The sequence below is a fragment of the Streptomyces sp. MST-110588 genome, assembly GCF_022695595.1.
GTDB lineage: Bacteria > Actinomycetota > Actinomycetes > Streptomycetales > Streptomycetaceae > Streptomyces.
Map to the genome: position 1 here is coordinate 6,072,404 of NZ_CP074380.1, position 23,146 is coordinate 6,095,549.

Genomic DNA, 23,146 nt, shown 5'->3' on the forward strand with positions numbered 1-23,146 from the left:
GCCTGACGAGGGACGCATGGCGGGGCCCGGCGACGGGCGTACACCGAACCTGTACGAGCGCCGCGGCCGGCCGCGCAGCGCCGCCGCGGACACCGCGATCATCGAAGCCGTCCTGCGCATGATCGAGGAGGGCGCCTCCATCGGCGAGCTGTCGATGGAGCGCATCGCCCGGGAGGCCGGCGTCGGCAAGGCCACCGTCTACCGCCGCTGGCCGGGCAAGAGCGCACTGCTCCTGGACGTCATGCGCTCGCTGGACCAGGAGACCCCGCCGCCGCCCGGCCACTCCGTACGCGAGGACCTGGTCGTCCTCCTGGAGTTCCTGCGCAGGCGGGGGCTGGCCAAGCGCAACTCTGCGCTGCTGCGGACGATAGTGAGCCAGGTCAAGGCGCAGCCGGCGCTGTGGCAGGAGTACCACGACTCGGTCGTGGCGGCCCGCCGGGACATGCTGCTGAGCGTGCTGCGGCGGGGCAGGAGGACCGGCGAGATCCGTACCGACCGGGACATCCACGTGCTCGCCGACCTCTTCGCCGGCCCGATGCTCTCCCGCGCCGTCCTCCAGGAAGGGACGGAACTGCCCGAGGGGCTCGCGGAGGAGATCGTGGACACGGTCCTGGAAGGCGCACGCCCGCGCACCCGGGAGCCCGGGTCCCGCCCCTGAGCGCCGGTGGCCGGCCGTCCCGCTCCCCGGATGTCGAGACCATGTTCGGACTATGGCCGTTCTGTCACAGCCGTCACCTGGAGTCTCTGTACCGGAACCCCGAACCGCCACCGTGCCGTCCTGACTTCTAAGAAAGCACATTACGGCCATCGCCTAGGGTCTGAGGCCACAAGGCGGGGCGTACGGAGTATGGCAGTGAGGACGACGGGTATGGCGCAGGCATATATGACGGAGCCGGGACAGGGCCACGGCCCTGAGCGGGCCGGCTCCCGAATCCGGCGCCTGCGGGACTGGTGGCGTCCCGAGGGCATGTGGCGGCGCGGGATCATTCTGGCGGTCCTCGCCGCCGTACTGGGCCTGCTGATGATCCTGCACGCCCAGGTCCCCAACTCCGTGGGCAACACCGGCAGCCTCCTGGAGACCTTCCTGCCCTGGCTGGGGCTGGGCATCCCGCTGCTGCTGCTCGCCGCCGTGCTGCGCCGCTCGGCGACCGCGCTGGTGGCGCTGGTGCTGCCGGCCGTCGTGTGGTGCAACCTCTTCGGCGGTCTGCTCACCGACAAGGCGGGCACCGGCGGCAACCTCACGGTCATCACCCACAACGTCAACGCCGAGAACGCCGACCCGGTCGGCACCGCCAGGGACATCGTGGCCTCCCGTGCGGACGTGGTGGCCCTGGAGGAACTGACCGGCGAGGCCCTGCCGAAGTACAAGGAGGGGCTGGCGAAGGCGTACCCCTACCGCACGGTCCAGGGCACCGTCGGCCTGTGGAGCAAGTACCCGCTCAGCGACGCGAAGCCGGTGGACATCAAGATGGGCTGGACCCGTGCGCTGCGGGCCACCGTCGCCGCCCCCGACGGGCAGCAGGTCGCCGTCTACGTCGCCCACCTGCCCTCGGTACGGGTCAAGCTGAACGCGGGCTTCACGGCCAACCAGCGTGACAACAGCGCCGACGCGCTGGGCGAGGCGATCGCCCACGAGCCCGTGAAGAAGGTCATCCTGCTCGGTGACCTCAACGGGACCATGAACGACCGTTCACTCGCGCCGGTCACCGCGCAGATGCGCTCGGCCCAGGGCGCCGCGGGCTCCGGCTTCGGCTTCAGTTGGCCCGCCGCGTTCCCGATGGCCCGGATCGACCAGATCATGATGAAGGGCATCGACCCCGTCGCGGCCTGGACCCTGCCCGCCACCGGCAGCGACCACCTCCCGCTCGCCGCCTCCGTCAAGGTCTGAGGTACCGCGCGAGCCCCCGTACGGGCGCGAGCCGGCCCCGCTCGCCGGGCCGGGGCCGCCGCACAGCGCAGAGCGCCGGCCCGCGCCCGTACCCCTCGTACCTTCTGGTACCTCTCGTACCCCTCGGCCCATCGGTCATCCCATCGGTCTCCTGTGACCCTCGGGGAATGCTCGGCCGCACCCGGTTTGTTCTGTACCGAAACATAAAGACCCACGGAACAACCGCTCTGCCGCCGTCCCCGAAAGGTTTCTCATGCCCTTGGCTCTGCTCGCGCTCGCGATCTCGGCCTTCGGTATCGGCACCACCGAATTCGTGATGATGGGCCTGCTGCCCAACGTCGCGGACGACCTGGGCACCTCCGTGCCCACCGCCGGTCACCTCGTCTCCGCCTACGCCCTCGGCGTCGTCATCGGCGCCCCGCTCCTGACCGCCCTGGGCTCCCGCGTCCCGCGCAAGCGGATGCTGCTGCTCCTGATGGCGGTCTTCACGGCCGGCAACCTCGCCTCGGCGCTGGCCCCCACCTTCGACCTGCTGGTCGCCGGCCGGCTGCTGGCCGGGCTGCCGCACGGCGCGTTCTTCGGCCTCGGCGCGGTGGTCGCGGCCAAGCTGGTGAAGGAGGGCCGCCAGGCCCGCGCGGTCGCCACCATGTTCCTCGGCCTGACCGTCGCCAACATCGTCGGCGTGCCCGCCGCGACCCTGCTCGGCCAGCACCTCGGCTGGCGGGCCACCTTCATGGTCGTGGCCGCGATCGGCCTGCTGGCCATGGTCGCGCTCGCCCGGCTGATCCCGTACGTCCCGCCGGAGCGGCACGGCGGCCTGGCCCACGAGATCCGCGCCATGGGCAACCGCCAGGTCGTACTCGGCCTGGTCACCGCCGTCTTCGGCTTCGCCGGGGTGTTCGCCGTCTACAGCTACCTCGCCTCGATGATGACCGAGGTCACCGGCTTCTCCGAGACCTCCGTCACGGTCGTGCTCTCCCTCTTCGGCATCGGCATGACCCTGGGCGCCCTGGCCGCCGGCCCGCTCACCGACCGCGCCCTGCGTCCGACCCTGTACGGGGCGCTGGCGGCCCTGGCCGTGACCCTGGTCGTCTTCACCTTCGCCGCACACGTGAAGTGGGCGGCCCTGGTCTGCGTCGTCGTCCTGGGCGCGGTCGGCTTCATGACCACCACGCCCTTGCAGATGCTGGTCATGAACAAGGCCCGGCACGCCCCCACCCTGGCCTCCGCCTCCAACCACTCGGCCTTCAACCTCGCCAACGCGGGCGGCGCCTGGGCCGGCGGTCTGGCCATCGCGGCCGGCTGGGGCTGGACCTCTCCCGCCCTGGTGGGCGCCGTCCTCGCCGTCGTCGGCCTGGCCACGGCCGTCACCGCCGGCCTCCTGGACCCCGACCGCCGCACCCCCTCCCGCCTGGTCGCCCGCGGCGCGTCCCGCACCGCCGCGGAACAGCCCGACCACATCGCCTGAGCGGGCCACGCCCGCCCGGAGCGCCGGGGCCGGACCCGCCGGGCGCGTCCCGGTCTTCCGGTGAGCCGGGCGGCGGCCGTCCACGGAGCGCCCCCGGTGCGAACTCAGAAGGGTGCCGGTGTCCTCGTACGGGCCTTCCGGCCGGTCTTCGTACGGGCCTTCCGGCCGCTGTGGCGGTGCGGCCCGTGAGGGCGGGCCGCGTGCCTCAGGTGGTCTCGCGCCAGTGGTTGGTGATGGGCAGGCGGCGGTCCTTGCCGAAGCCCTTGGCGGAGATCTTGGTGCCCGGCGGGTACTGGCGGCGCTTGTACTCGGCGGTGTCGACCAGCCGCAGCACGCGGGTGACCAGGTCCTCCTCGAAGCCCTGGGCGACGATCTGCGCGCGGCCCAGGTCGCGGTCGACGTACAGCTCCAGGATCCGGTCCAGGACGTCGTAGTCGGGCAGGGAGTCGGTGTCGACCTGGCCGGGGGAGAGCTCCGCGCTCGGCGGCTTGGTGATGGAGTTCTCCGGGATGGGCGGGGTCTGGCCGCGGTCGGCAGCCGCGCGGTTGCGCCAGCGGGCGAGCTGGAAGATGACGGTCTTGTAGACGTCCTTGATGGGGCCGTACGCGCCGACGGAGTCGCCGTACAGCGTCGAATAGCCGCAGGCCAGCTCGGACTTGTTGCCCGGCGCCAGGACGATGTGCCCCTCCTGGTTGGAGATCGCCATGAGCAGGGTGCCGCGCAGCCGGGACTGGAGGTTCTCCTCGGCGACGCCGGTCAGGCCCAGGGAGCCCATGTACGCGTCGAACATCGGGGCGATGGGGACCGTACGGTAGTTGAGGCCGGTGCGGCGGGCGAGTTCGGCGGCGTCGTCCTTGGAGTGTTCGGAGGAGTAGCGGGAGGGCATCGAGACGCCGTAGACGTTGCGCGCGCCCAGCGCATCGCAGGCGATGGCGGCGACCAGGGCCGAGTCGATGCCGCCGGAGAGCCCGACGAGCACCGTGCGGAATCCGTTCTTCGCGGCGTACGCGCGCAGCCCGACGACCAGGGCGGTGTAGATCTCCTCCAGGTCCTCCAGGCGCTCGGCCACCCCGCCGGACGTCTGCGGCTCGTAGGGCGGCAGCGGCTCAGGGGACAGGGGGACGTGGTCGATACGCAGGCCGTCGTCCACGACACCGGACGGCGGCTGCGGCGCCGCGGCCGGCAGGTCCAGGTCGAGCAGGACACAGCCCTCGGCGAACTGCGGTGCCCGCGCGATCACCTCGCCGTCCTTGTCGACCACGATCGAGTCGCCGTCGAAGACCAGCTCGTCCTGCCCGCCGATCATCGCCAGATAGGCCGTGGTGCAGCCGGCCTCCTGGGCGCGCTTGCGGACCAGCTCCAGCCGGGTGTCGTCCTTGTCGCGCTCGTACGGCGAGGCGTTGACGGAGATCAGCAGCCCCGCCCCGGCCGACCGGGCCGCGGGCACCCGGCCGCCGTCCTGCCACAGGTCCTCGCAGATCGCCAGCGCCACGTCCACCCCGTGCACCCGCACCACCGGCATCGTCTCGCCCGGGACGAAGTACCGGAACTCGTCGAAGACACCGTAGTTGGGGAGGTGGTGCTTGGCGAAGGACAGCGCGACCTCGCCGCCGTGGAGCACCGCGGCGGCGTTCTGCGGCGAGCCCGCGGGCCGTCCGAAGCGCGGCTCCGCCTGCTCGCAGCGGTCCAGATAGCCGACGAGGACGGGCAGTTCACCCAGCCCCTCGTCGGCCAGCCGTACGGCCAGGGCGCGCAGCGCGGCCCGGCTCGCCTCGACGAAGGAGGACCGCAGCGCCAGGTCCTCGACGGGGTAGCCGGTCAGCGCCATCTCGGGGAAGGCCACCAGATGCGCGCCCTGCTCCGCGGCGTGCCGCGTCCAGTGCACGATCGTCTCGGCGTTCCCGGCGAGGTCGCCGACGCAGGAGTCGATCTGATTCAGAGCGAGACGAAGTTGAGGCACGGGTCCCAGTTTAATCGTCGGTCTGACGCGATGTCCTGGTGGCGGGGTGTGGGGCGGCCCACTCGGGGGGCGGAGGCCGGCCTGCCGCTGTACGGGGACGGGCCCCGCGGCGTACCCGTAGGGGTGCGGGGCCCGTACGCCGGGTACGCCGCGGTCCGCCCGCGCCCCTCAGATCAGCGCCGGTAGCCCAGCACCGTCATCATCCCCGACTCCGCGTGGTAGACGTTGTGGCAGTGGATCATCCACAGGCCCGGATTGTCGGCGTCCAGGTCCACCTCCAGGGTCCGGCCCGGGAGGACGATCGCGGTGTCCTTACGGGGCCCGCCGCCCGGCAGGGCGAAGGTGTGCCCGTGCAGATGCATCGGGTGCCACATCCGTGTGCGGTTGCGGAAGGAGAGCCGGACCCGCTCCCCGGCCCGCACCGCAAGGCGCCGCGCCGGGTCGTACCGCTGCCCGTTCAGGCCCCAGTCGTACGCCGCCATGGAGCCGGTGAGGTCCAGGCGGATGGTCCGGTCGGGCCGCCGGGACGGCAGCCGTACGCCCGCGGCGGCCCTGAGCCGGTCGGCGGTCGGCAGCCTGCCGTCCAGCTCGGCGGTCCGTACGGAAGGGTCGGGTGCGGCCCCGCTCCCCGTACGCAGCACCGCCAGCGCCGAGCGCCGCTTGCCCTCGGCGAGCGCGGTGAGCGGGAAGACGCCGTCCTTGGCGGTGACCAGGACGTCGTAGCGCTCGCCCATGCCCAGGAGCAGGGTGTCGGCCTCCGCGTGCTCGACGGGGAAGCCGTCGGTGTGGGTGACGGTCATCGTGTGACCGCCGAGCGCCACGCGGAAGGCCGTGTCGCCGCCCGCGTTGACCAGGCGGATCCGGATGCGGTCGCCGGGCCGGGCGCGGAAGGTCTGCGGGTCCTGTGGCGTACGGCCGTTGACGAGGTAGTACGGGTAGGCGACATCGCCCGCGTCGCCGCCGAGCAGTCTGCTGGTGGCGCCCATCATCATGCGGGACGGGCCGGAGGGGGAGGGTGAGGGGGAGGGCTCGGTGCGCCGGGTGCGGCTGAAGGACATCGCGGACATGGAGTGGCTCATGCCGCCGTGGTCCATGCCGCCGTGGCTCATCCCGCCGTTGCCCATCCCGTCATGGTTCATGCCGCCCATGCCGCGGGAGAGTTCGGCCAGTACGGCGTCCGGTGTGCTGCCGTCCACGCCGTCCACCCAGTCGTCCAGGACGACGACCCACTCCTTGTCGTACGCCAGCGGCTCCTTCGGGTCCTCGACGACCAGCGGCGCGTACAGGCCGCGGTCCTGCTGCACACCGGAGTGCGGATGGAACCAGTACGTGCCGGGGTGGGCGGCCGTGAAGCGGTAGGTGAAGGATGCGCCGGGCTCGACGGGCCGCTGGGTGAGGCCGGGCACGCCGTCCATGTCGTTGCGCAGCGCCACCCCGTGCCAGTGCAGGGACGTGGCCGCCGGGAGGTGGTTGGCCAGGGTCAGGGCGAGGGTGTCGCCCGCGGTGACCCGGATCTCCCGGCCGGGCAGCTCCTCGCCGTACGCCCAGGTCGGGACCGTACGGCCGCCGCCCAGACGGAGCCGGGCCGGCGCGGCGGTCAGTGCGATCTTCCGTACGGGGCCCGGGCGCCGCCGGGCCTCCGCGGCGGCGACCTCGGGGCCGTTCGGGGAGACGTAGCCCTGCGGGGCTGCCGGGGAGCCGCCGGAATCGCGGGGGCTCTCGGGGGCGGCGGAGCCGGAGCAGGCGGCGAGCAGACCGCTGCCGACGGCGGCGATTCCCGCGCCCAGCACGGCACGGCGGGAGGGAGCAGAGGGAGTAGGGGAAGTAAGGGAAGTAGGGGGAATACCGGGAATATGGGTAGTACGGGTGGTGCGGCTGGTGCCGGTGGTACGCATGGTGAAGCACCTCGTGACGGTGTCGGTTGCAGGCGAACGGAACGGGTACGGCCCGCGGGCACACGAGGGCGCCGGCGGCCGGGCCCGCTCCTAGACGCGCAGCACCGACAGCCGGGCGAGGAGTTTGTGGCGGGGGAGCGGCGGCGGGATCGGCCGCAGTCCGCGCAGCAGCCGGGCGCGGGTGGCGGCGAGCAGGTCGGCGGCCCGGCCGGCCAGCAGCAGCCCGGCGCCGAGCAGCGCCAGGGCCCAGAAGGACAGCACGGCCAGACAGACCGAACCGGGGTCCATACCGGTGCCGTGGGCGGCGGCGCCCTTCGCCGGCATGGTGGGCCCGGCGGACGGCCGGGCGGCGGAGTGCGCCGCCGGTTGCCCGGCCGGCCGCACAGCGGGATCTTCCGCGGAGGCCGTCGTCTGCGTGGACCGGGGCAGGTCCGCGCGCAGGTGCGCCGCCCGCGTCAGATGCCCGGGCCCGCCGTCGTGTCCCATGGCGGGGTGCCCGAGCGTATGCATCGTGACGATCCCCAGGAGCAGCGCGGCGAGCAGCGGCAGCCGTCCGCGCCGCGCGGCGGAGGTCTCCCGCCGGCAGGACGCCCAGCCCCTCTCCCGCACCGCCCGCGCCTCCTTCCGTACCGTGTCCCGGTCACCGGGACCACCCGGACCCACCTCGCACACTACCCCTAGGGGGTACGGGTTCCCATCGTGGTGTCCGCCCGCGCGACAGGAGGAGCGCGCGCCGGGAACCTTCCTCCATGGCCCGTGCGCACCGCGGCTCGGCGGTTCTGATCTAGGCCAAGGGTGCGTAATGTGACGGTAACCCCCTCACGTGATACTGGTGTGCCACGCCTCGTCGGACGACGAGCGTGCACAGGCCGATTGACCTGCAAGGATTGGTGAGCCATGGACAAGCAGCAGGAGTTTGTGCTCCGTACGCTGGAGGAGCGCGACATCCGCTTCGTACGGCTGTGGTTCACCGACGTGCTCGGGTTCCTGAAGTCCGTGGCCGTCGCGCCGGCCGAGCTTGAGCAGGCGTTCGACGAGGGCATCGGGTTCGACGGGTCCGCGATCGAGGGATTCGCCCGGGTCTACGAGTCGGACATGATCGCCAAGCCGGACCCGGGGACGTTCCAGATCCTGCCCTGGCGGGCCGAGGCCCCCGGCACCGCCCGGATGTTCTGCGACATCCTGATGCCGGACGGCTCGCCCTCCTACGCCGACCCGCGCTACGTCCTCAAGCGCATCCTGGCCAAGACCTCCGACCTCGGCTTCACCTTCTACACCCACCCCGAGATCGAGTTCTTCCTGCTCAAGGACAAGCCGGTGGACGGCACCCGGCCCATCCCCGGCGACTCCTCCGGCTACTTCGACCACACCCCGCAGAACGTCGGCATGGACTTCCGGCGGCAGGCGATCACGATGCTGGAGTCCATGGGCATCTCGGTGGAGTTCAGCCACCACGAGGGAGCCCCCGGCCAGCAGGAGATCGACCTGCGGTACGCGGACGCGCTGTCCACCGCCGACAACATCATGACCTTCCGGCTGGTGATGAAGCAGGTCGCACTGGAGCAGGGCGTGCAGGCCACCTTCATGCCCAAGCCGTTCTCCGAATACCCCGGCTCCGGGATGCACACCCACCTCTCGCTGTTCGAGGGCGACCGCAACGCCTTCCACGAGTCGGGCGCGGAGTACCAGCTCTCCAAGGTGGGCCGGTCCTTCATCGCCGGGCTGCTGCGGCACGCCGGTGAGATCTCGGCCGTCACCAACCAGTGGGTGAACTCCTACAAGCGCATCTGGGGCGGCGCCAACCGCACCGCGGGCGCCGGCGGCGAGGCTCCCTCCTACATCTGCTGGGGCCACAACAACCGCTCCGCGCTCATCCGCGTGCCGATGTACAAGCCGGGCAAGATGGGCTCCACGCGCGTCGAGGTCCGCTCCATCGACTCCGGCGCCAACCCCTACCTCACGTACGCGGTGCTGCTCGCCGCCGGTCTGAAGGGCATCGAGGAGGGCTACGAGCTGCCGGCCGGCGCCGATGACGACGTATGGGCGCTGTCGGACTCCGAGCGGCGCGCCATGGGCATCGAACCGCTGCCGCAGAACCTGGGCGAGGCCATCGACCTGATGGAGCGCAGCGAGCTGGTCGCCGAGACCCTGGGCGAGCACGTCTTCGACTTCTTCCTGCGCAACAAGAAGCAGGAGTGGGAGGAGTACCGCTCCGAGGTGACCGCGTTCGAGCTCCGCAAGATGCTGCCGGTCCTGTAAGCGCAGGTCAGCACACCAGACGGAAGACGAACGCACGCCGGGCCTACGGTAGATGACCGTTGGCCCGGCGTCGCCCTACTCGCCGTGGGCCGTCTGTGGGCCGTCGGGCGTGGAATCGGTGGCCTCGTACATGCTGTCCACCGCCCTCCTGGTGCGCCCCGCACTGCTGGGCATCAGATGCGTGTACGTCCGGAGGGTGAACCCCGCGTCAGCGTGCCCCAGGTAGGTGCTCAGGGCCTTGATGCTCTCGCCCGCGTCCAGCAGTACGGAAGCGTAGAAGTGCCGCAGGGCGTGCATCCCGTGTTCGCGAGCCGCCTCGTACCGCTCGCCCGGCCGGGGTTCAGGGATGACCCCGACCACCGCGAGGGCCGGTTTCCAAACGCGGTTGTTGAAGTCGTTCCGGCGGATGGGGCCACCGCTCGCCAGAGAGAAGATCAGGTGTTTCGTGACTGGCGGCCCGTCCGGCCGCAGCCAAGGCAAGGTCACCTTGACGGGCGGGAGTTCCTGGCTGTGAAGCTTGATGGCCTGCGAGACGTGCGCTGCTAGTGGCGTGCTGCGTTCCTTGCCTCCCTTCGGGGGCGCGAACACGAGGCGGCCGTTCACAACCTTCACCTGGCACGTGACGTGCACCCATCCCGCGTTGTGGTCCACCTGGTCTTTCGGCAGACCGAAGATTTCGCCTTGCCGGAGGCCGCATCCGCCTCCCACATCGACCGTCGCCCGGAAGCGCAGGGGAAGTGCCTTGCGCACAGCGAACACGCGTTGAGGCGTCCAGGGCTGTACGCGGGGCCGGGTGGCGCCAGGCGCCCGTACCGAGCGGGCCTTGCACGGGTTTTTGGTGAGGTGACCATCGTCCACCGCGGCGCTCAGAACGGCCGACACGCTCATGTAGATGACCCGGCGGTACGAAGACTGGGGAAGAGCCTTCTCCAAGGTGCTCAGCCAGTCCCGAATGTGCTCCGGGCGGAACGAGTCGAGTGGACGCGAACCGAGGTACGGGAACGCGTGCAGCCGGAGCTGCACGGCCACGGCCGTGCGTGTCGTCGCGTCCGTTGTCTGCGATGCGAGCCACCGTTCCCCGTACTGCCGGAAGGTGGTTCGGCCGGCGGCCGGGTCGATGTATTGGCCGCGCACCATATCCGATTCGATGTGAGCCAACCACCGTTCGGCCTGGCGCTTTTGCCGGTCGGGGAAGCTCTTGGACTTTTCGGTGCCGTCGGGGCCGACATACCGGGCGCGGTAGCGCATCCCGGTGCCGTGGCGGTCGGTCTTGACTCGGACGGGTTTGCCGTCGGGCCCGGTCTCGGTCTTGAACCATCGGTCTTGGATGTGGCCTGCCATATAGCGGGCTCCCTTCCAGAGATGCCGCAGGGCACGGCCTGATGGCCGTGCCCTGCGGTCGATCGATGTCCGGTTGTCGTTATGTCAGGCTGCTTCAGCGTCGGCGCGCATCTGCTGCTCAGCCCAGCGACGTACGGCGGCCGGGTCGTAGCGGAGGTACTTGCCCACGCGGAAGCCAGGCGGCCCGCAGCGCTTCTTGCGCCACTCGTAGACGGTTTCTTTGGGCACGCGGAACAGTTCGGCCACGTCGTCAGGGGTGAGGTAGCGGTCCGGGAACCCACCCCGGAGCGCGTCTGTGGGAGGTGCGTCAGCCATGGGGCTGTTCTCCTTCGCGGCGAGTGGGGTCTCTGCCCCTCTCCTGCTAGGTCCGCTACGTCCGCTACATCCGCTACAGCGCAGGTCAGGGTCATGATTTTTGTAGCGGAATGGTGGGGTGTAGCGGATAGGTCCCGCTACGCGGTGCGGGAGAGGACCGGCGGGGGTGTGGCGCTCGTATCCGCTACATGCTCCGTATCCGCTACATCGATCATGCTGTTGACCTGCGGTGTAGCGGATGTAGCGGACGTAGCGGACCTGGGGGAGGACGGGGGGCAGTACCGCATCCAGGCGTCGGCGAGATCTTTCGCGTAGTAACCCCGGGGGGTGCCGGAGGTGGTGCGGATGGGCCGGGTCCGGATCGGCTCGTTGGCGCCGGTCACGTACTCCTTGAGCATCTTGGCCAGGCTGCGGGGGGTCAGATGCCGGCCGTCCATGTCCCCCCACGGCGAATCTTCTAGATTGTGGAGTTTGCGGAGGATTTCGGCGGTGGGGATCCGGTCGGCTCCGCAGAACACCTTGTCTCGCAGGTCGGTCAGGAGCTGGACACCCAGGGACGCCGGTTCGCCGTCCTTGGCCGCGGCGACCAGTTCCACGCAGGCCGCGCGGGCCCGCTTTGGCCAGGTGCCGCCGGCGGCTTCGGCCACGGCTAGCAGCGGCTCCCATACGTCCGCCGGCCGGTCGGAGATGCCCTCGGGCAACTGCGGCCAAGCGTCGGTCACCTGCGCGCGCACCTGGTCGGCCCACGCGGCGAGCCGGTCGCGCAGGGCGTGCCCTTCCTTGCCGTTGGTCCGCCGGCGGTAGGGCTCGATGTGCTCGTTGGGGGCCCGTTTGCGCATCCGGATGATGACGGAACGGGTCAGGATCGTGTCCGGCAGCGACCCGAGCCCGGCCATGGCGACGGCGCAGAACGACGGGAAGGGCACGGCGCTTTGGTTGGCGCCCTCCCCGACGCACCTCAAAGAGCTTGCGCCGCGCCGGTAGCCGGAGTTCAGGAAGCCGCGAAGGTCTTCGTTGCCTCCGGCTTTCGGGCTGAAGATCGTATCGATCTCGTCGAAGAGGATGGTGGGGCGGCCCTCTTCGTCTGTCACTACGCGAAAGAGGGCGTTGGCGGAGGCGTTGACCGTCGCCAGCGGGCGGGGCACCAGAGCCTCCACGATCTCCAGAGCCCGGCTCTTGCCGCTGCCGGGCTCGGGGGAGAGGAACGCCAGGCGGGCGGTGTTGTCGCCGCAGTCCACGAGGTGGGCGTGTGCGTCCCACAGGGTCACAGCCACGTAGGCGGCCTCCCTGGGGAAGATGTTGAAGCGGCGGTGGTAGCGCGCGACTTCATCCAGGAGCGCCGCACCGTCGATCGGGCTCGGTGCATGCTGTGCGGGATCGTTCATGAAGCAGTCCTGTTCTCGGCATCCGGCCGCAGAGCGGGGCGAAGAGCTGCATGGACGGCCTGACGGCCGCCGCCCTTCGGGCCGCAGGCAGCCACAGGCCCCCGGAAGCAGCCAGCGGCGTACGGGCGGACGAGGTACGGGGGAGAGGCTCTTAAGGGGATGGGGCGGGCGGTCATGCGGCTGTCCCGCCGTTGTGGCTGATCGACCAGGTCAGTGCGCTGGTGACGGCGGGCCGGCACTCCTGTTCGGTCAGCCCGGCTGCCACTCCTGCCTCCTTAAGAGCTTCCTCCACCACGGCGTGGGGCAGGTCGCCGGAGGCCACCAGCCGTCCCAGGGCCCGCGCGGCCCGGACCAGAGTCCGGTTGCGGGTGCCTTCGGGGGCGCGGCGGACGTTGTCCGTCTCGTTGCGTAGCGCCGCCTGCGCGTACGCGGTCGCCCGGCCCGGGGAGGGCAGGGCGGCGGGGCCGCGGGCGCGGGGCGGGGGCGTGAGGGCAGTCAGCAGCCACGCGGGCAGGCTGGCCACGGGCGCATCGTCCACGACGTGGTAGTGCCCGGTTGGGGTGGTGCTGCCAGCGGCGACCACGTAGCCGCCCCAGGCGCGGGTGTCGATGAGCGGGCTCAGCTTGCTGGCGGTGTTGTGCAGCCGTATGCCGGGCGGCGCGGCGAAGTACAGGTGCTGTCCGCCGCGTGCGCTCCGCACCGTGTAGGTGGTTGGCCAGGGCTGACCGGCGCGCTCGCAGAGCGCCAGGAAGCAGGTCGCGCCGTCAGGCGCGTCCTTCTTGTTCTTGTCCTTCGGCGTGTCGAGGTCCACCACGACCAGCCCGGACGGGCCGGTGGCGATGCCGACGTTGTACGGGGCGTGGGCCCAGGCGCGTTCGACGCGTACGGGGTCGGTGGTGGCGCGCTGCTCCCACTTGCGGTGTCCGCCGGCGCACTCGCCGGTACGGGGGCAGCGCTCCTCCCCGTGCAGCGCCGGAGTCTTCGCGCCGGGCCACAGCGGGTGGACGTACCAGCCGCGGTCGGCGGCGGCCAGTGCCGCGGCCAGCAGCGCCACCTGCGGGAGGTCAACGGTCAGGGGCGGCCGGAACGGCCGGGCGGCGTCTCGCCGGACGGGGGCGGGTTGGGTCATGCTGGAGACCTCCAGTGCTCTGTGTTGAGTTGTGCTGGGAGGAGAGGGCGGCCCGATTCATTGGCGTGAGGGGGCCGCTCTCGGTGCATCTAGGCGATGTCGAGAGTGAGCTGATGCGGGGCGGGGGCTGCGGCTTCGGGGGCATGGATGGCCAGCAGCGCGCTGTAGGCGGTGACCGCTTGTTGGATGACCACGCCGTTGCCGAGGATTTTGAGCTGGTCACAGCGGGACAGACCCAGGTCCGCAGCAGTGACCCAGCCGGGTTCGGCGCCCATCATCCATTCCACAAAGGTCGGGCTCAGGCGCCGGTTGCCCTTGGTGCCCGGTTCGGTCGGCTCGGGCGCGGGTCGCCCCAGGACCGCCTCCCAGCGGTGGATGGCGGGGCCGTAGTCGGTGCCGTTGGTAGCCACCCACCGCCCGTCCAGGCGGACGGCCTGGCCGGGCAGGTAGTAGTTCCCGGCCGCGTCGCGTTGATTTGGGCCGCCGTGCGGTCCGTCGGACGCCTTGGGGGTGGGCAGCAGATTGACCACCACCTCATTCAGCGGGCGGGAGTTGGTCTGAAGCAGGTTGGAGGCGCCGGATTTCCAGTCCCGGGCGGCGGGGGTGGGCAGCAGGGTCACGGCGGTGCGCAGGTTCATGCCGCCCTTGCGCCTGGGGGAGATGCCGGGGCCACCGGTTCCGTCGGCGGCGGCCGGGGTGGGCAGCAGCCTCATGCGTCCGTCGGGGGCAGCAAGAAGACCACTTCGTCCTCCAGCGTGGGTCCGTGCCCCCCGGTCTTGCGTTTGTCCGGGTGCTGCGGCCCGCCGTTGCGCCCCAGTTGGGAGGTGGGGGTTTTCAGCAGAGGGATACGCGATGGCGAACCAGCGGTCGCGGCGGTGGCAGGCGCCGACTTCGGGATCTCCAGCGCGTAGGCACATCCACCGCGCGTCGTACCCGCACGCGGCCAGGTCGGCAGCGACGACGTCGAGTCCCCGGCTGCGGAGAGCGGCGACGTTTTCCAGGAAGACGAGTCGGGGTCGAAAGTGGCGAACGGCTCGGGCGATGGTTTTCCACAGTCCGGAGCGGTCACCGGCGATCCCTCCCCGAGGTCCGGCGTTGGAGATGTCCTGGCAGGGGAAACCGGCCGTCAGCGCCGCCGGGCGCGGCAGGTCACCGGCCAGGGCCGCCCAGTCGACGGCCGTGATGTCCCCGAGGTTGCGGACGTGGGGCACGCGGGCGGCCAGCAGGCGGGAGGCGGCCGGGTCCTTCTCACCGACCAGGACCATGGGCAGGCCGGTGACGGCTTCCACGGCCAGGTCCAGCGCGCCGGACCCGGTGCACAAGCTGATGTTGCCGACTTCCGGCGGCACGGCGGTGGGCTGGGTCATGCTGGAGACCTCCAGTGCTCTCTGTTGAGTTGTGCTGGGAGGAGAGGGCGGCCCGATTCATTGGCGTGAGGGGGCCGCCCTCGTGCGTGCGAGGGGCTTGGGTTTGTGCGGTGTCTTCGTCAGCGGACGCGACGGCGTCGCAGTTGCCCCGCAAGGGTGGCCACGTCCTCCAGGGCGTGGGCCAGGTCGATGGCGCGCGGATGCAGGGTTCCGGCCTGTTGCTCGAAGTCGGCCGTCACCTCAGCCACGAGGCGGTACAGGTGAGCGATGCGTGGTTCGCGGGCTGCCATGCCGTTAGAACGGCGGTTCGCCGGTCGGTTCCGCGGGGTTGCTCGCGGTGTTCCACGACTCGTCGGACGGGGCGGTGCCGTTGGTGCGCTTGCCGTCGATGGTGACGGTGGTGAAGCGCAGGGAGGCGCCGATTTCATCGACTTCGACGGCGAGCATGGAGCGGTTTTCTCCCTGCTCGGTTTGCCAGTTGTGCTGGCGGATGCGGCCGGAGAGTACCACGCGGGAGCCCTTGGTGAGGGATTCGGCGACGTGTTCGGCCAGGGTGCGCCAGGTGGCGCAGCGGAAGAAGGTGGACGTGCCGTCCTTCCACTGGTTGGCTTCGCGGTCGAAGGTGCGCGGGGTGGAGGCGACGGTGAACTTGGCCAGGGCCTGGCCGCCGGTGGTGTATTTCAGTTCCGGGTCGGCGGTCAGGTTGCCGATGATGGTCAGTGGGGTTTCTCCGAATGACATGGCATGCCCTCAGTCGGTGGGATGGGGGGTCGCTTTTCGGCGGTGATGTAGAGGCGGGTCCGGATGCCGTCTCGGGCCGGGTACTGCCGGGCGGGGCCGGTCAGGAACGCATCGGCCAGGACCGCAACGATGCCGTCCGCCTCGTGCCGGTCACAGAGGATGCGGATCTCGAACGCCACGGTGCTCACCCGTCCCCGTCGACGGTGCCGGTGGCGAGGAGCCGTTCCAGGCGGACCGCCCGGCGCTGGACGACCGTACGGAAGACGGCTTCGGGGGCGTCGGCGAAAGAGTGCAGCGCGGTCATCGCAGATAAGATCACGTCGCACAGTTCGTCGGCCACGTCGTCGCGGGTGTGCGTGATCCCTTTGCGGGGGTTTTGGCCGGTCATGCCGAGGTAGGCGCGGGTCACCTCCCCGGCCTCCTCAGTGATCTTCAGCAGCCGCAGCGCGGTTTCTTCCTCGCCGGTGCCGTTCCGGGTGTTCAGCCAGGTCACGACACAGGCGACGTGCGCCCACGGATCAGGCGCGGAGTCATCCTCGTTTCGGTGCCAGGCGGCATCCGGATCCGGGGTCGGCCAGGTGACGGGCGCGGCGTGGTCGGTGGTCACGCGGCCTCCACCTCGGGGCGCGGGTCGGTGCGGACGACGATGAGGGCGTCGGCGGCCTGGTCGTAGTGGATGTGTACCGGGCCGATGCCGCGGGCGCGTTCGGCGTCGGCGGCACGATCGGCCAGAATCGCGGCGCGGGGGTCGCCTTCGGTGAAGGCGTGCAGCCGGATGGGCTTGCCGCCGCCGGCGCAGTCTCGACAGGTCATGGTCTTGCCTCCTCAGTGGTGGTTGACGGTGCCGTTGGCTCGGGCGAGCAGTCCCCGAGCGGTGATGTGCTGGGTGATGGGTGCGGGACGGCGGCAGCGGTTGAGGACGGCTGCCGCCGCGACGCCGCAGGTGGCGATGAAGGCGACGGCGGCCCACAGGGCGTGGCTTACGGCGATGACTCCCGGCGCGGCGTAGGAGATGCCGATGCCGGAGGCGGCGACGCCGAATCCGGTGGTCGGCGCGAGCAGCGCAATCGTCTTGGCCCACACCGGAATCGGCTGCGCGGCGCCCGCGACCGGAGCGGTCGGTGCGGCGGCAGGGGGTTGGGTGTAGGCCAGGGTGCGGACACCTCCGGGCAGGGTGACTACCTCGATGCCAGGTGGCAAGTCGCGCATCACAGGCAGGCCCGGAGGATGGGCGTAGGGTGCGGTGCGGTCGGGGGCTGGGGCGACCTGGTAGGGAACGGGCATGCAGTTCCTCCGTTGCGGCAGGATGCGGGAGTTCAGCCGATCAGTCGGGCGAGGGCTGCGGCGACCGCCTGGCACGCGGCATGGATGGGGCCGTAGGCGCCGGTGCCGGCGACGAAGAAGCCGCACAGGAAGACGACGACCGCGGTCCCGGCGCTGAGGTAGCGGGCGCGCAGCAGGAAGGCGGTGAGGATGGCGAAGAGTGCGGCGGCAGAGACGCTGAAGGCCATGACGGCTCCCGGGGTTAAGAGCGCGCCGCGCCCCGCCGTACCGGAGCGGCGCGACGGGGCGCGGTGATTACCGAGCGTGCTTGTTGTCGCTTGTAGCGACAAGGGGAAAAGGGGGTGAGTGCCCTCCCGGGGTGGGGTTCGGGGCTTGTCGCTTGTTGTCGCTACAAGCGACAACAAGCACGCTGTGTAGTCGGCCAGTCGGCCAGTCGGCCAGTCGGCCAGTCGGCCAGTCGGCCAGTCGGTCAGTCGGTCAGTCGGCGGGCGGGTGGTTGGTGACGTAGCTGCGGTGGACGTAGTACGCCTGGGTGCCGCTGCCTTGCTGGAAGATTTCCGCGGTGGCGGCCCACCTCCTGAGCCATTGATGGATCGTGGAGCGGTGGGTGGTGTAGCCCAGGGCCTTAAGGTCTGTCTCCATGCGCGAAGCTCCGGTACCGGAGGGGCCCGCATCCAGCAGCAGGCGCATCGCCGCGTCCTGGGCGGGCACCGCCGGTTGCTCCGGCTCCTGCTTCGGTGTCGGTTCGGCCGGGGCGTTCTCCTTTGCGGCGGGCGTTTCTTCGGGCGCCGGGTGTTCGTGTTCGGGTTCGGCCGCTGGTTCGGGCGGCTGAATGTGGCCGCGCCGGGGGAAGAGGCGGTTCCATGCGGGGGTGCCGGGCCGGATGCCTCCTCCTGGAGCTATGGCCGGCGCTGCGGGTCCTTGGTCGTCGGCGGTGGGTACGGGCACGATGGGGATGTCGGTGTAGGGCCGGGTGACCGGGTGCAGCCGCTCCCCCTCGTACAGGTGGGGCAGGACCCGGGCCCACCGTGAGGGGTAGTACCGGCCGTGCGGCACCTCGCGGGAGACCTTGTCCAGGGCGGGGCGGCGTGGGCTGACGGCGGCGGCGATGCGGTCCATGTGCTGCGGGGTCAGGGCGTACGCCTTGAACGGGCGGGGCTTGGTCTTGCCGTAGGCGTTGAAGCCGCAGCCGGGCCAGGGAGCGTCGGATGGGTCGATCTTCTGGTACCCAGAGAAGAGATAGGACAGTTCCTCCGGGTCCGTGACATACATCCCCCAGCGCCACGCCGCGCGTTTCTTGACCGGCACCGGGATGGCGTCGGTCGTCGCCCGCAGGGAGGAAACCAGTACCCGGACACGCACAGCACGCCCGGTGTTCATGGCTTCCTCGATCATGGCTTTGATGTCGCGCGGCAGGCTGGCCGTCTCGTCCACCACGAGCACGATGGCCGGGATGTCCGGGCTGGCGGGCAGCTTGGTGTCGTTGGCCTGGCGCATCACCTGCTGGTACCGCCGTTTGCGCGCCTCGATGATCTGGAGCGCCATGGTGGTCATGGCGCGCGCTTCGTCCAGGGTGTGTGCCGTCCAGTCGATGACGGGCCGCTTGTGGGTGCCCTCGATGGCCCAGGAGGTCAGCCAGGGCAGGGACAGGCCGCTGCCGGTGGTGTCGATGTGCCACACCAGGGCATCCACGGTGCGCACAAGCTGCGCGTTGATGACATTGAGGGTGTTGGTCTTGCCCGATCCGGTGTCCCCGATGCCCAGGCCGCAGGTGAAGGCCAAAGACCCCCTGGCCACCGTGGCGTCCTTGTACCGCCCGATCGCGACATCGTGGTCGATGCTGGTCGGCGACAGATCGTCGGGAAAGGGGATCGTCTGTCCGATGACGTTGACGGTGGACACGCGGATGATGGCGGTGCCCTTGCGGCGCCCGCCGGCCACCTCCACCCCGCACCCCTCCGGCAGCCGCAGGTCCGAGCCAAGGGCTTCCTCGTGGCGCTTGAGCTGGCTCCAGGTGGCGCCGCCGGGCAGGTCCGCCTGAACGGTGTATCCGGTATCGCCCTTCCAGGGCTGAATGGCCACCACACGGCAGTCCTCCAGCCGGGCGATGCGGGCCAGGCGCTGCTCCCACTCCTCCCCCCACAGGTTGTGCTGCTCTTGCCGGGCCGCCTCCTGTTCCAGCAGGGCGGTTTCCTGGCGGCGTTGCCGTTCGGCGCTCTCGTACCGGCCGACGCCGGGCCAGGACAGGCGTCCGAGTACCGCGCCCCCGGCCAGGACGGCCAGGGGCGGCCACGTCCACGGTGGCCCGCCCGAGGCGGCCCACCAGGCCCAGGCTCCCGCCGCCGCCCACAAGATGACGCAGTAGAAGAGCACGGAGGGCAGATGCCCGTGGCGGGCGCCGTTGATCACGGTCCCCGCCGCCCCGGCCGCAGCGATGACCCCGTTCCACGCCGGGGCAAGGCCGGTGACGTAGGTCAGGGAGGCGACGGCGAGCGCGGAGGTCGCCGCGGTGACGGCGCCGCTGGTGGGGGTGTGCCCGCGCTCCCAGGTGAGTTCAGGCACCGTGTCCCTCCCTGGGCACGTTCCACATGTGTTCGGAGGGACGCGGGTTTTCTTGGTGGTCGATCTCCTCTGCGTGCAGTCGGCGGAAAGCCGGCTGAAGCTCCATGGCGGCCGACGCGGCCTTGCGCAGGCCGTGCACGACATCGGAGACCATGTCCGCGATGCACGGATCGACCGGGTAGATCTCCGCGGACCGTGTGGCCAGGTACCCCACCGCCTCCGCCATGTACTCCAGGCCCACAGGGACACCTTCGTACTCCGCGCCGACCACCATGGCCGGACTGAAGGAAGCATCGGCGTGCTCTTCCGGTGACCATGACTCGTAGACGCCGCTGACTTCTTCGGCGGCCGTGGCCAGGACGGACGGCTTGGCCCACACGGCGCCGTCCGGCGAGATACCGCCGACGTTCCACCAGTGCTCGGAGGGACGCGGGGCCTCCAGGCGCATGATGTCCAGATCGTGCACCTGCCGGAAGGTGGGCTCCAGCTCATCGGCGTAGACGGCGGTGGCCTCCAGTACCTCCGCGACCTGCTCAACGCCTTCGGCCATGGCCGGGTCCATCGGATAGAGGGTGGCGGAATTCTCCGCCAAGGCCATCACGGCACCGGCGGTGTTGCGGATGGCGTCGGGCAGCCCTTTGTACTCGGCGGCGACCGCCGCCATCACGGGCGGGGCGTATGCCTGGTAGGTGTTGGCGACTTCCTGCGCGGATTCGGCGAAGACGCTCATATGATCCCCCTTTCCAGGGACAGTTGAGGTGCTCTCGACGGGTGAAGGCGGGGTACGGTCGGCGCCAGGGTCGTCACAGATGTGGCCGACGCCCCTTTGATCGGCGCCGATCCCGATGGGGGTGGCCATGCCGGAGAGCTGGGCATGCCACCGCTGTCGGGAGGCCGCCGCCATCGGCCTCCACACCGCACGGAAGACCCGGCCAGGCCAGGCCCGGCACGGGATGGTGAAGGCGAAACGGCGGCCGATGGCCGGAATGCGGATCACGGCGCCGGCGACCAGCGAGAGCGGCAGTACGGCCAGTGCGGCCACGGTCGCCAGGAACGCGATCGAGCCCAGCCGCACCAGGTGCCGGAACCATGCCAGGCGACGGCGTCGCAGTCCCGCGGTGGCCCGCCACCCACGTACCGCCTTGTGCCTGATCTGGCGCCACGCCCAGACGACCGCTCGGCCACACCACCGCTTCAACACCGCGATCAGGCGCCGCACCCAGCCGTCACCCCTGGCGCCTTGGGCCCAGGCGGTGTGGCCCCACTTCTTCCGGCCTGCGCTCCACGGCGGGCCGCGGCCATCGAGGCGGCTACGCGGCCGATTCTCGTACCAACGATTTGCCCCACCAGCCTGACCACCGCTGCCGGGGCCGTTTGTGCTGCCACCACCGCGTACGGGGGCGGGTACGGTGCCGGGGCCGCGACCAGGACCGCCGCCGGGGCCGTTGGTGGGAGCTGGAGTCTTCCGGGGCAGGGGCCACCGGCTCCCGCCGTTGCCGGGGCCGTTTGTGCTGCCACCACCGCGTACGGGGGCGGGTACGGTGCCGGGGCCGCGACCAGGACCGCCGCCGGGGCCGTTGGTGGGAGCTGGAGTCTTCCGGGGCAGGGGCCACCGGCTCCCGCCGTTGCCGGGGCCGGGTACGGGGCCACTGCCGCGACCGGGTACGGGGCCAGGACCGCCGCCGGGGCCGCGTACGGTGCCGTGACCTCGTACGGGGCCGCCGCCGGGGCCGTTGTTGGGAGCTGGGGTCTTCCGGGGCGGGGGCCACCGGACTCCGCCGTTGCCGGGACCGTTGGTGATGCCGCCGCCGCGGCCGGGACCAGGTACGGGGCCGGGGCCGCCACTGCGTACGGGGGCGGGTACGGTGCCGGGACCGCCGCCGGGGCCGTTGGTGGCGCCGCCGCCGCGGCCGGGACCAGGTACGGGGCCGGGGCCGCCACCGCGTACGGGGCCGGGACCGCGACCAGGACCGCCGCCGCGTACGGGGGCGGGTACGGTGCCGGATCCGCGGCCAGGGGTACGGCCGCTGTCGACGGCTTCCGTGTTTCTCCGGTTGGGAGAGGGCTGTCCTCCGGCGATATCGCCTGTGTGCGCGAGGGGGGACGTGCTTGCCTCCGGCCATCCCGGAGTGGCGTGACGGGCGGTCCGCAGCGACGCCAGCGCCAGGGCGCCGATCGCCGCAGCAGTCGTGGCGCCCACCGCCACGCCGGCGACGGTCCCCGCGGTGTTGAGCGTCGCGCATACCGCAGTTGTGGACAAGGTGATCGCGTTGGCCAGGAGGGGGGCCGCTGGCAGTGCGAGGGGCGGCGGCTCGCATTCGTCCCACGTCTCCTTGGCTTCGGTCGTCCCGGAGCCGGCGGGATCATTCGGTGTCGGAGGGGGGTCAGGACCTCGTGGTTTGACCGCTGCCGCGACGGCCGATTCCGTTTCGGCCGAATCAGCGGTAGGTGCGGCGTTTTCGGGCATGCTGAGGAGGCTCCTTCTTGCCAGAGAGCGGAAGAGGGGGAAAGGACCCCCGGCCGGGCCCTGAGAAAGCGGGCCGGGGGTCCGGTCTGATCTCAGGCGTTTCCGGCTTCGTTCAGGTAAACGGCAAGTGCGATCTTGGCTGTAGCCAGGGAGGCGTGCGCGCTCATCGCGTCGTACTCCCGGGCCTTCTCCGCGGCCGTGGCCTGGCGCAGGTGGTCATCGGCTTCCAGTACCAGATCGTCAGGGCGTACCCGGATCTGACGGAGCGCGGAAGGCGCATCGAATAGCTGGCTGAACAGGGACATCAGGTCGCCTCACTGTGAAGAGGGGTGCGGGTGGGTGGCGGTAAGTTCCTGGAAGCGGCGGCTGTCCGCCGCGTCGGCGTACCGCAGCCGGACGGAAAACTTGCAGCCTGGAGTACGGCAGTGGTGAGTCACGGTGGTCCGGGCCTCTGCGACAAGGAGCACGACCGCGCACGCGGTGACGAATAACCCCCCAGTGCATGCGAAGGTCAAGGGAAGCGGCACGTTGTAGGAGGCGAGCCGCACACCCGTGATCACGGCGTACACCGTGCCGGTACCGATCGCGGCTGCCCAGGTCAGTCGCTGACGCTGCATGATCCCTCCGGACGCTCGGGAACACGGTTCGGAGCTGGCAGCTCCCCACGGCCCCGGCACGGTGTCCGGGGCCGCAGGCAATCGTCAGGCGGCGGGCAGGTAAATCTGCGGCAGGTAGGCGGTGAGCTTCACGGGCACGCCATCGGCCGTCGCGTACGCGCGCAGCGTCTGGATGGTGTCCAGCACGTCGTGTTCGATGCGGTCGGATGCGATGCCCAGGGCCTGCCGCCAGGCTTCGAAGTCCGCGGCGCAGGCGTGCAGATCGATGTGGATGCCTTCTGCGATCCCGTCGGGCCCGCACACCGTGCCCACGGTGAAGTGGTCGGCGGGCAGGGCGGGAAAGGCGTCGGCCAGTGCCGCCAGCGCGTGAATGGCGCGGGCCTGCGATGCCACAGTCAGGGCAGAGTGTTCCGTCACGGTGGTACTCCCATCAAGAAGAAGATGTGAGGTCAGGCGGCGTACGGGCTG

The 23,146-nt window shown here is 70.9% G+C and carries 23 protein-coding genes; 4 read left to right on the top strand and 19 right to left on the bottom strand.

The features are described 5' to 3' along the window. Window positions 1–16: 16 nt before the first annotated feature. The 3 genes from KGS77_RS26650 (at window position 17) to KGS77_RS26660 (ending at window position 3,356) form a co-directional block, all read left to right on the top strand. Window positions 17–658, top strand: coding sequence for a TetR/AcrR family transcriptional regulator (locus tag KGS77_RS26650; protein ID WP_242585705.1), 642 nt, complete (start codon window positions 17–19; stop codon window positions 656–658). A 210-nt stretch (window positions 659–868) separates the two neighbouring features. Beyond that, window positions 869–1,888, top strand: coding sequence for an endonuclease/exonuclease/phosphatase family protein (locus tag KGS77_RS26655; RefSeq protein WP_242585706.1), 1,020 nt, complete (start codon window positions 869–871; stop codon window positions 1,886–1,888). Window positions 1,889–2,141: 253 nt separating this feature from the next. Beyond that, window positions 2,142–3,356, top strand: a complete 1,215-nt coding sequence (locus KGS77_RS26660; RefSeq protein ID WP_242585708.1) for an MFS transporter — start codon at window positions 2,142–2,144, stop codon at window positions 3,354–3,356. Between the two features lie 205 nt (window positions 3,357–3,561). Here KGS77_RS26660 and KGS77_RS26665 read toward each other — a convergent pair whose 3' ends face one another. From KGS77_RS26665 to KGS77_RS26675, 3 genes are all read right to left on the bottom strand, one after another. Continuing rightward, the gene (locus KGS77_RS26665) at window positions 3,562–5,316 is read right to left on the bottom strand and encodes an NAD+ synthase (RefSeq protein ID WP_242585709.1); all 1,755 of its coding nucleotides are present in this window, start codon (window positions 5,314–5,316) and stop codon (window positions 3,562–3,564) included. Window positions 5,317–5,489: 173 nt separating this feature from the next. Next, a complete protein-coding gene (locus KGS77_RS26670; protein ID WP_242585711.1) occupies window positions 5,490–7,211 on the bottom strand; it encodes a multicopper oxidase family protein in 1,722 nt (573 codons plus the stop codon). 90 nt (window positions 7,212–7,301) lie between these two features. Further along, the gene (locus KGS77_RS26675; protein ID WP_277994271.1) at window positions 7,302–7,820 is read right to left on the bottom strand and encodes a hypothetical protein; all 519 of its coding nucleotides are present in this window, start codon (window positions 7,818–7,820) and stop codon (window positions 7,302–7,304) included. Between the two features lie 288 nt (window positions 7,821–8,108). Between KGS77_RS26675 and KGS77_RS26680 the strand changes: the two genes are divergently transcribed. Beyond that, the gene (locus KGS77_RS26680; RefSeq protein ID WP_242585713.1) at window positions 8,109–9,470 is read left to right on the top strand and encodes a glutamine synthetase family protein; all 1,362 of its coding nucleotides are present in this window, start codon (window positions 8,109–8,111) and stop codon (window positions 9,468–9,470) included. 75 nt (window positions 9,471–9,545) lie between these two features. Here the strand turns inward: KGS77_RS26680 and KGS77_RS26685 are convergent, their stop codons facing one another. From KGS77_RS26685 to KGS77_RS26755, 16 genes are all read right to left on the bottom strand, one after another. Then, on the bottom strand, window positions 9,546–10,811 hold the full coding sequence (locus KGS77_RS26685; protein WP_242585715.1) for a tyrosine-type recombinase/integrase: 1,266 nt from the start codon (window positions 10,809–10,811) through the stop codon (window positions 9,546–9,548). Window positions 10,812–10,895: 84 nt separating this feature from the next. Further along, entirely contained in the window at window positions 10,896–11,126 is a 231-nt protein-coding gene (locus KGS77_RS26690) for a helix-turn-helix domain-containing protein (RefSeq protein ID WP_242585717.1), read from the bottom strand. Window positions 11,127–11,263: 137 nt separating this feature from the next. Beyond that, window positions 11,264–12,511: a DUF3631 domain-containing protein gene (locus tag KGS77_RS26695; protein WP_242585719.1), complete on the bottom strand. Its 1,248-nt coding sequence runs from the start codon at window positions 12,509–12,511 to the stop codon at window positions 11,264–11,266. A 172-nt stretch (window positions 12,512–12,683) separates the two neighbouring features. Continuing rightward, window positions 12,684–13,640, bottom strand: a complete 957-nt coding sequence (locus tag KGS77_RS26700; RefSeq protein WP_242585720.1) for a bifunctional DNA primase/polymerase — start codon at window positions 13,638–13,640, stop codon at window positions 12,684–12,686. A gap of 89 nt (window positions 13,641–13,729) precedes the next feature. Beyond that, window positions 13,730–15,007, bottom strand: a complete 1,278-nt coding sequence (locus KGS77_RS26705; RefSeq protein ID WP_242585721.1) for a DNA cytosine methyltransferase — start codon at window positions 15,005–15,007, stop codon at window positions 13,730–13,732. A gap of 119 nt (window positions 15,008–15,126) precedes the next feature. Continuing rightward, the gene (locus KGS77_RS34700) at window positions 15,127–15,255 is read right to left on the bottom strand and encodes a hypothetical protein (RefSeq protein WP_277994272.1); all 129 of its coding nucleotides are present in this window, start codon (window positions 15,253–15,255) and stop codon (window positions 15,127–15,129) included. A gap of 46 nt (window positions 15,256–15,301) precedes the next feature. After that, window positions 15,302–15,748, bottom strand: coding sequence for a single-stranded DNA-binding protein (gene ssb, locus KGS77_RS26710; protein ID WP_242585723.1), 447 nt, complete (start codon window positions 15,746–15,748; stop codon window positions 15,302–15,304). Beyond that, on the bottom strand, window positions 15,724–15,927 hold the full coding sequence (locus KGS77_RS26715) for a hypothetical protein (RefSeq protein ID WP_242585726.1): 204 nt from the start codon (window positions 15,925–15,927) through the stop codon (window positions 15,724–15,726). Before KGS77_RS26715 ends, ssb begins: the two co-directional genes overlap by 25 nt. Before the next feature lie 5 nt (window positions 15,928–15,932). Next, a complete protein-coding gene (locus tag KGS77_RS26720; protein WP_347404534.1) occupies window positions 15,933–16,355 on the bottom strand; it encodes a MazG-like family protein in 423 nt (140 codons plus the stop codon). Continuing rightward, a complete protein-coding gene (locus KGS77_RS26725; protein ID WP_242585727.1) occupies window positions 16,352–16,561 on the bottom strand; it encodes a hypothetical protein in 210 nt (69 codons plus the stop codon). The genes KGS77_RS26720 and KGS77_RS26725 overlap by 4 nt, the downstream gene beginning before the upstream one ends. A 12-nt stretch (window positions 16,562–16,573) precedes the next feature. After that, window positions 16,574–17,032 carry a hypothetical protein gene (locus tag KGS77_RS26730; protein WP_242585728.1) on the bottom strand — a complete coding sequence of 153 codons (459 nt, stop codon included), beginning with the start codon at window positions 17,030–17,032 and terminating at the stop codon, window positions 16,574–16,576. Window positions 17,033–17,064: 32 nt separating this feature from the next. After that, window positions 17,065–17,259 (bottom strand): hypothetical protein, encoded by a 195-nt coding sequence (locus tag KGS77_RS26735; RefSeq protein WP_242585729.1) that lies wholly within the window; start codon window positions 17,257–17,259, stop codon window positions 17,065–17,067. Window positions 17,260–17,509: 250 nt separating this feature from the next. Further along, on the bottom strand, window positions 17,510–19,594 hold the full coding sequence (locus KGS77_RS26740; protein ID WP_242585730.1) for a hypothetical protein: 2,085 nt from the start codon (window positions 19,592–19,594) through the stop codon (window positions 17,510–17,512). Beyond that, window positions 19,587–20,813 (bottom strand): hypothetical protein, encoded by a 1,227-nt coding sequence (locus KGS77_RS26745; protein ID WP_242585731.1) that lies wholly within the window; start codon window positions 20,811–20,813, stop codon window positions 19,587–19,589. Before KGS77_RS26745 ends, KGS77_RS26740 begins: the two co-directional genes overlap by 8 nt. 1,340 nt (window positions 20,814–22,153) lie before the next feature. Next, on the bottom strand, window positions 22,154–22,366 hold the full coding sequence (locus tag KGS77_RS26750; protein WP_242585732.1) for a hypothetical protein: 213 nt from the start codon (window positions 22,364–22,366) through the stop codon (window positions 22,154–22,156). 396 nt (window positions 22,367–22,762) lie between these two features. Beyond that, window positions 22,763–23,095: a hypothetical protein gene (locus KGS77_RS26755; protein ID WP_242585733.1), complete on the bottom strand. Its 333-nt coding sequence runs from the start codon at window positions 23,093–23,095 to the stop codon at window positions 22,763–22,765. Between the last annotated feature and the right edge of the window lie 51 nt (window positions 23,096–23,146).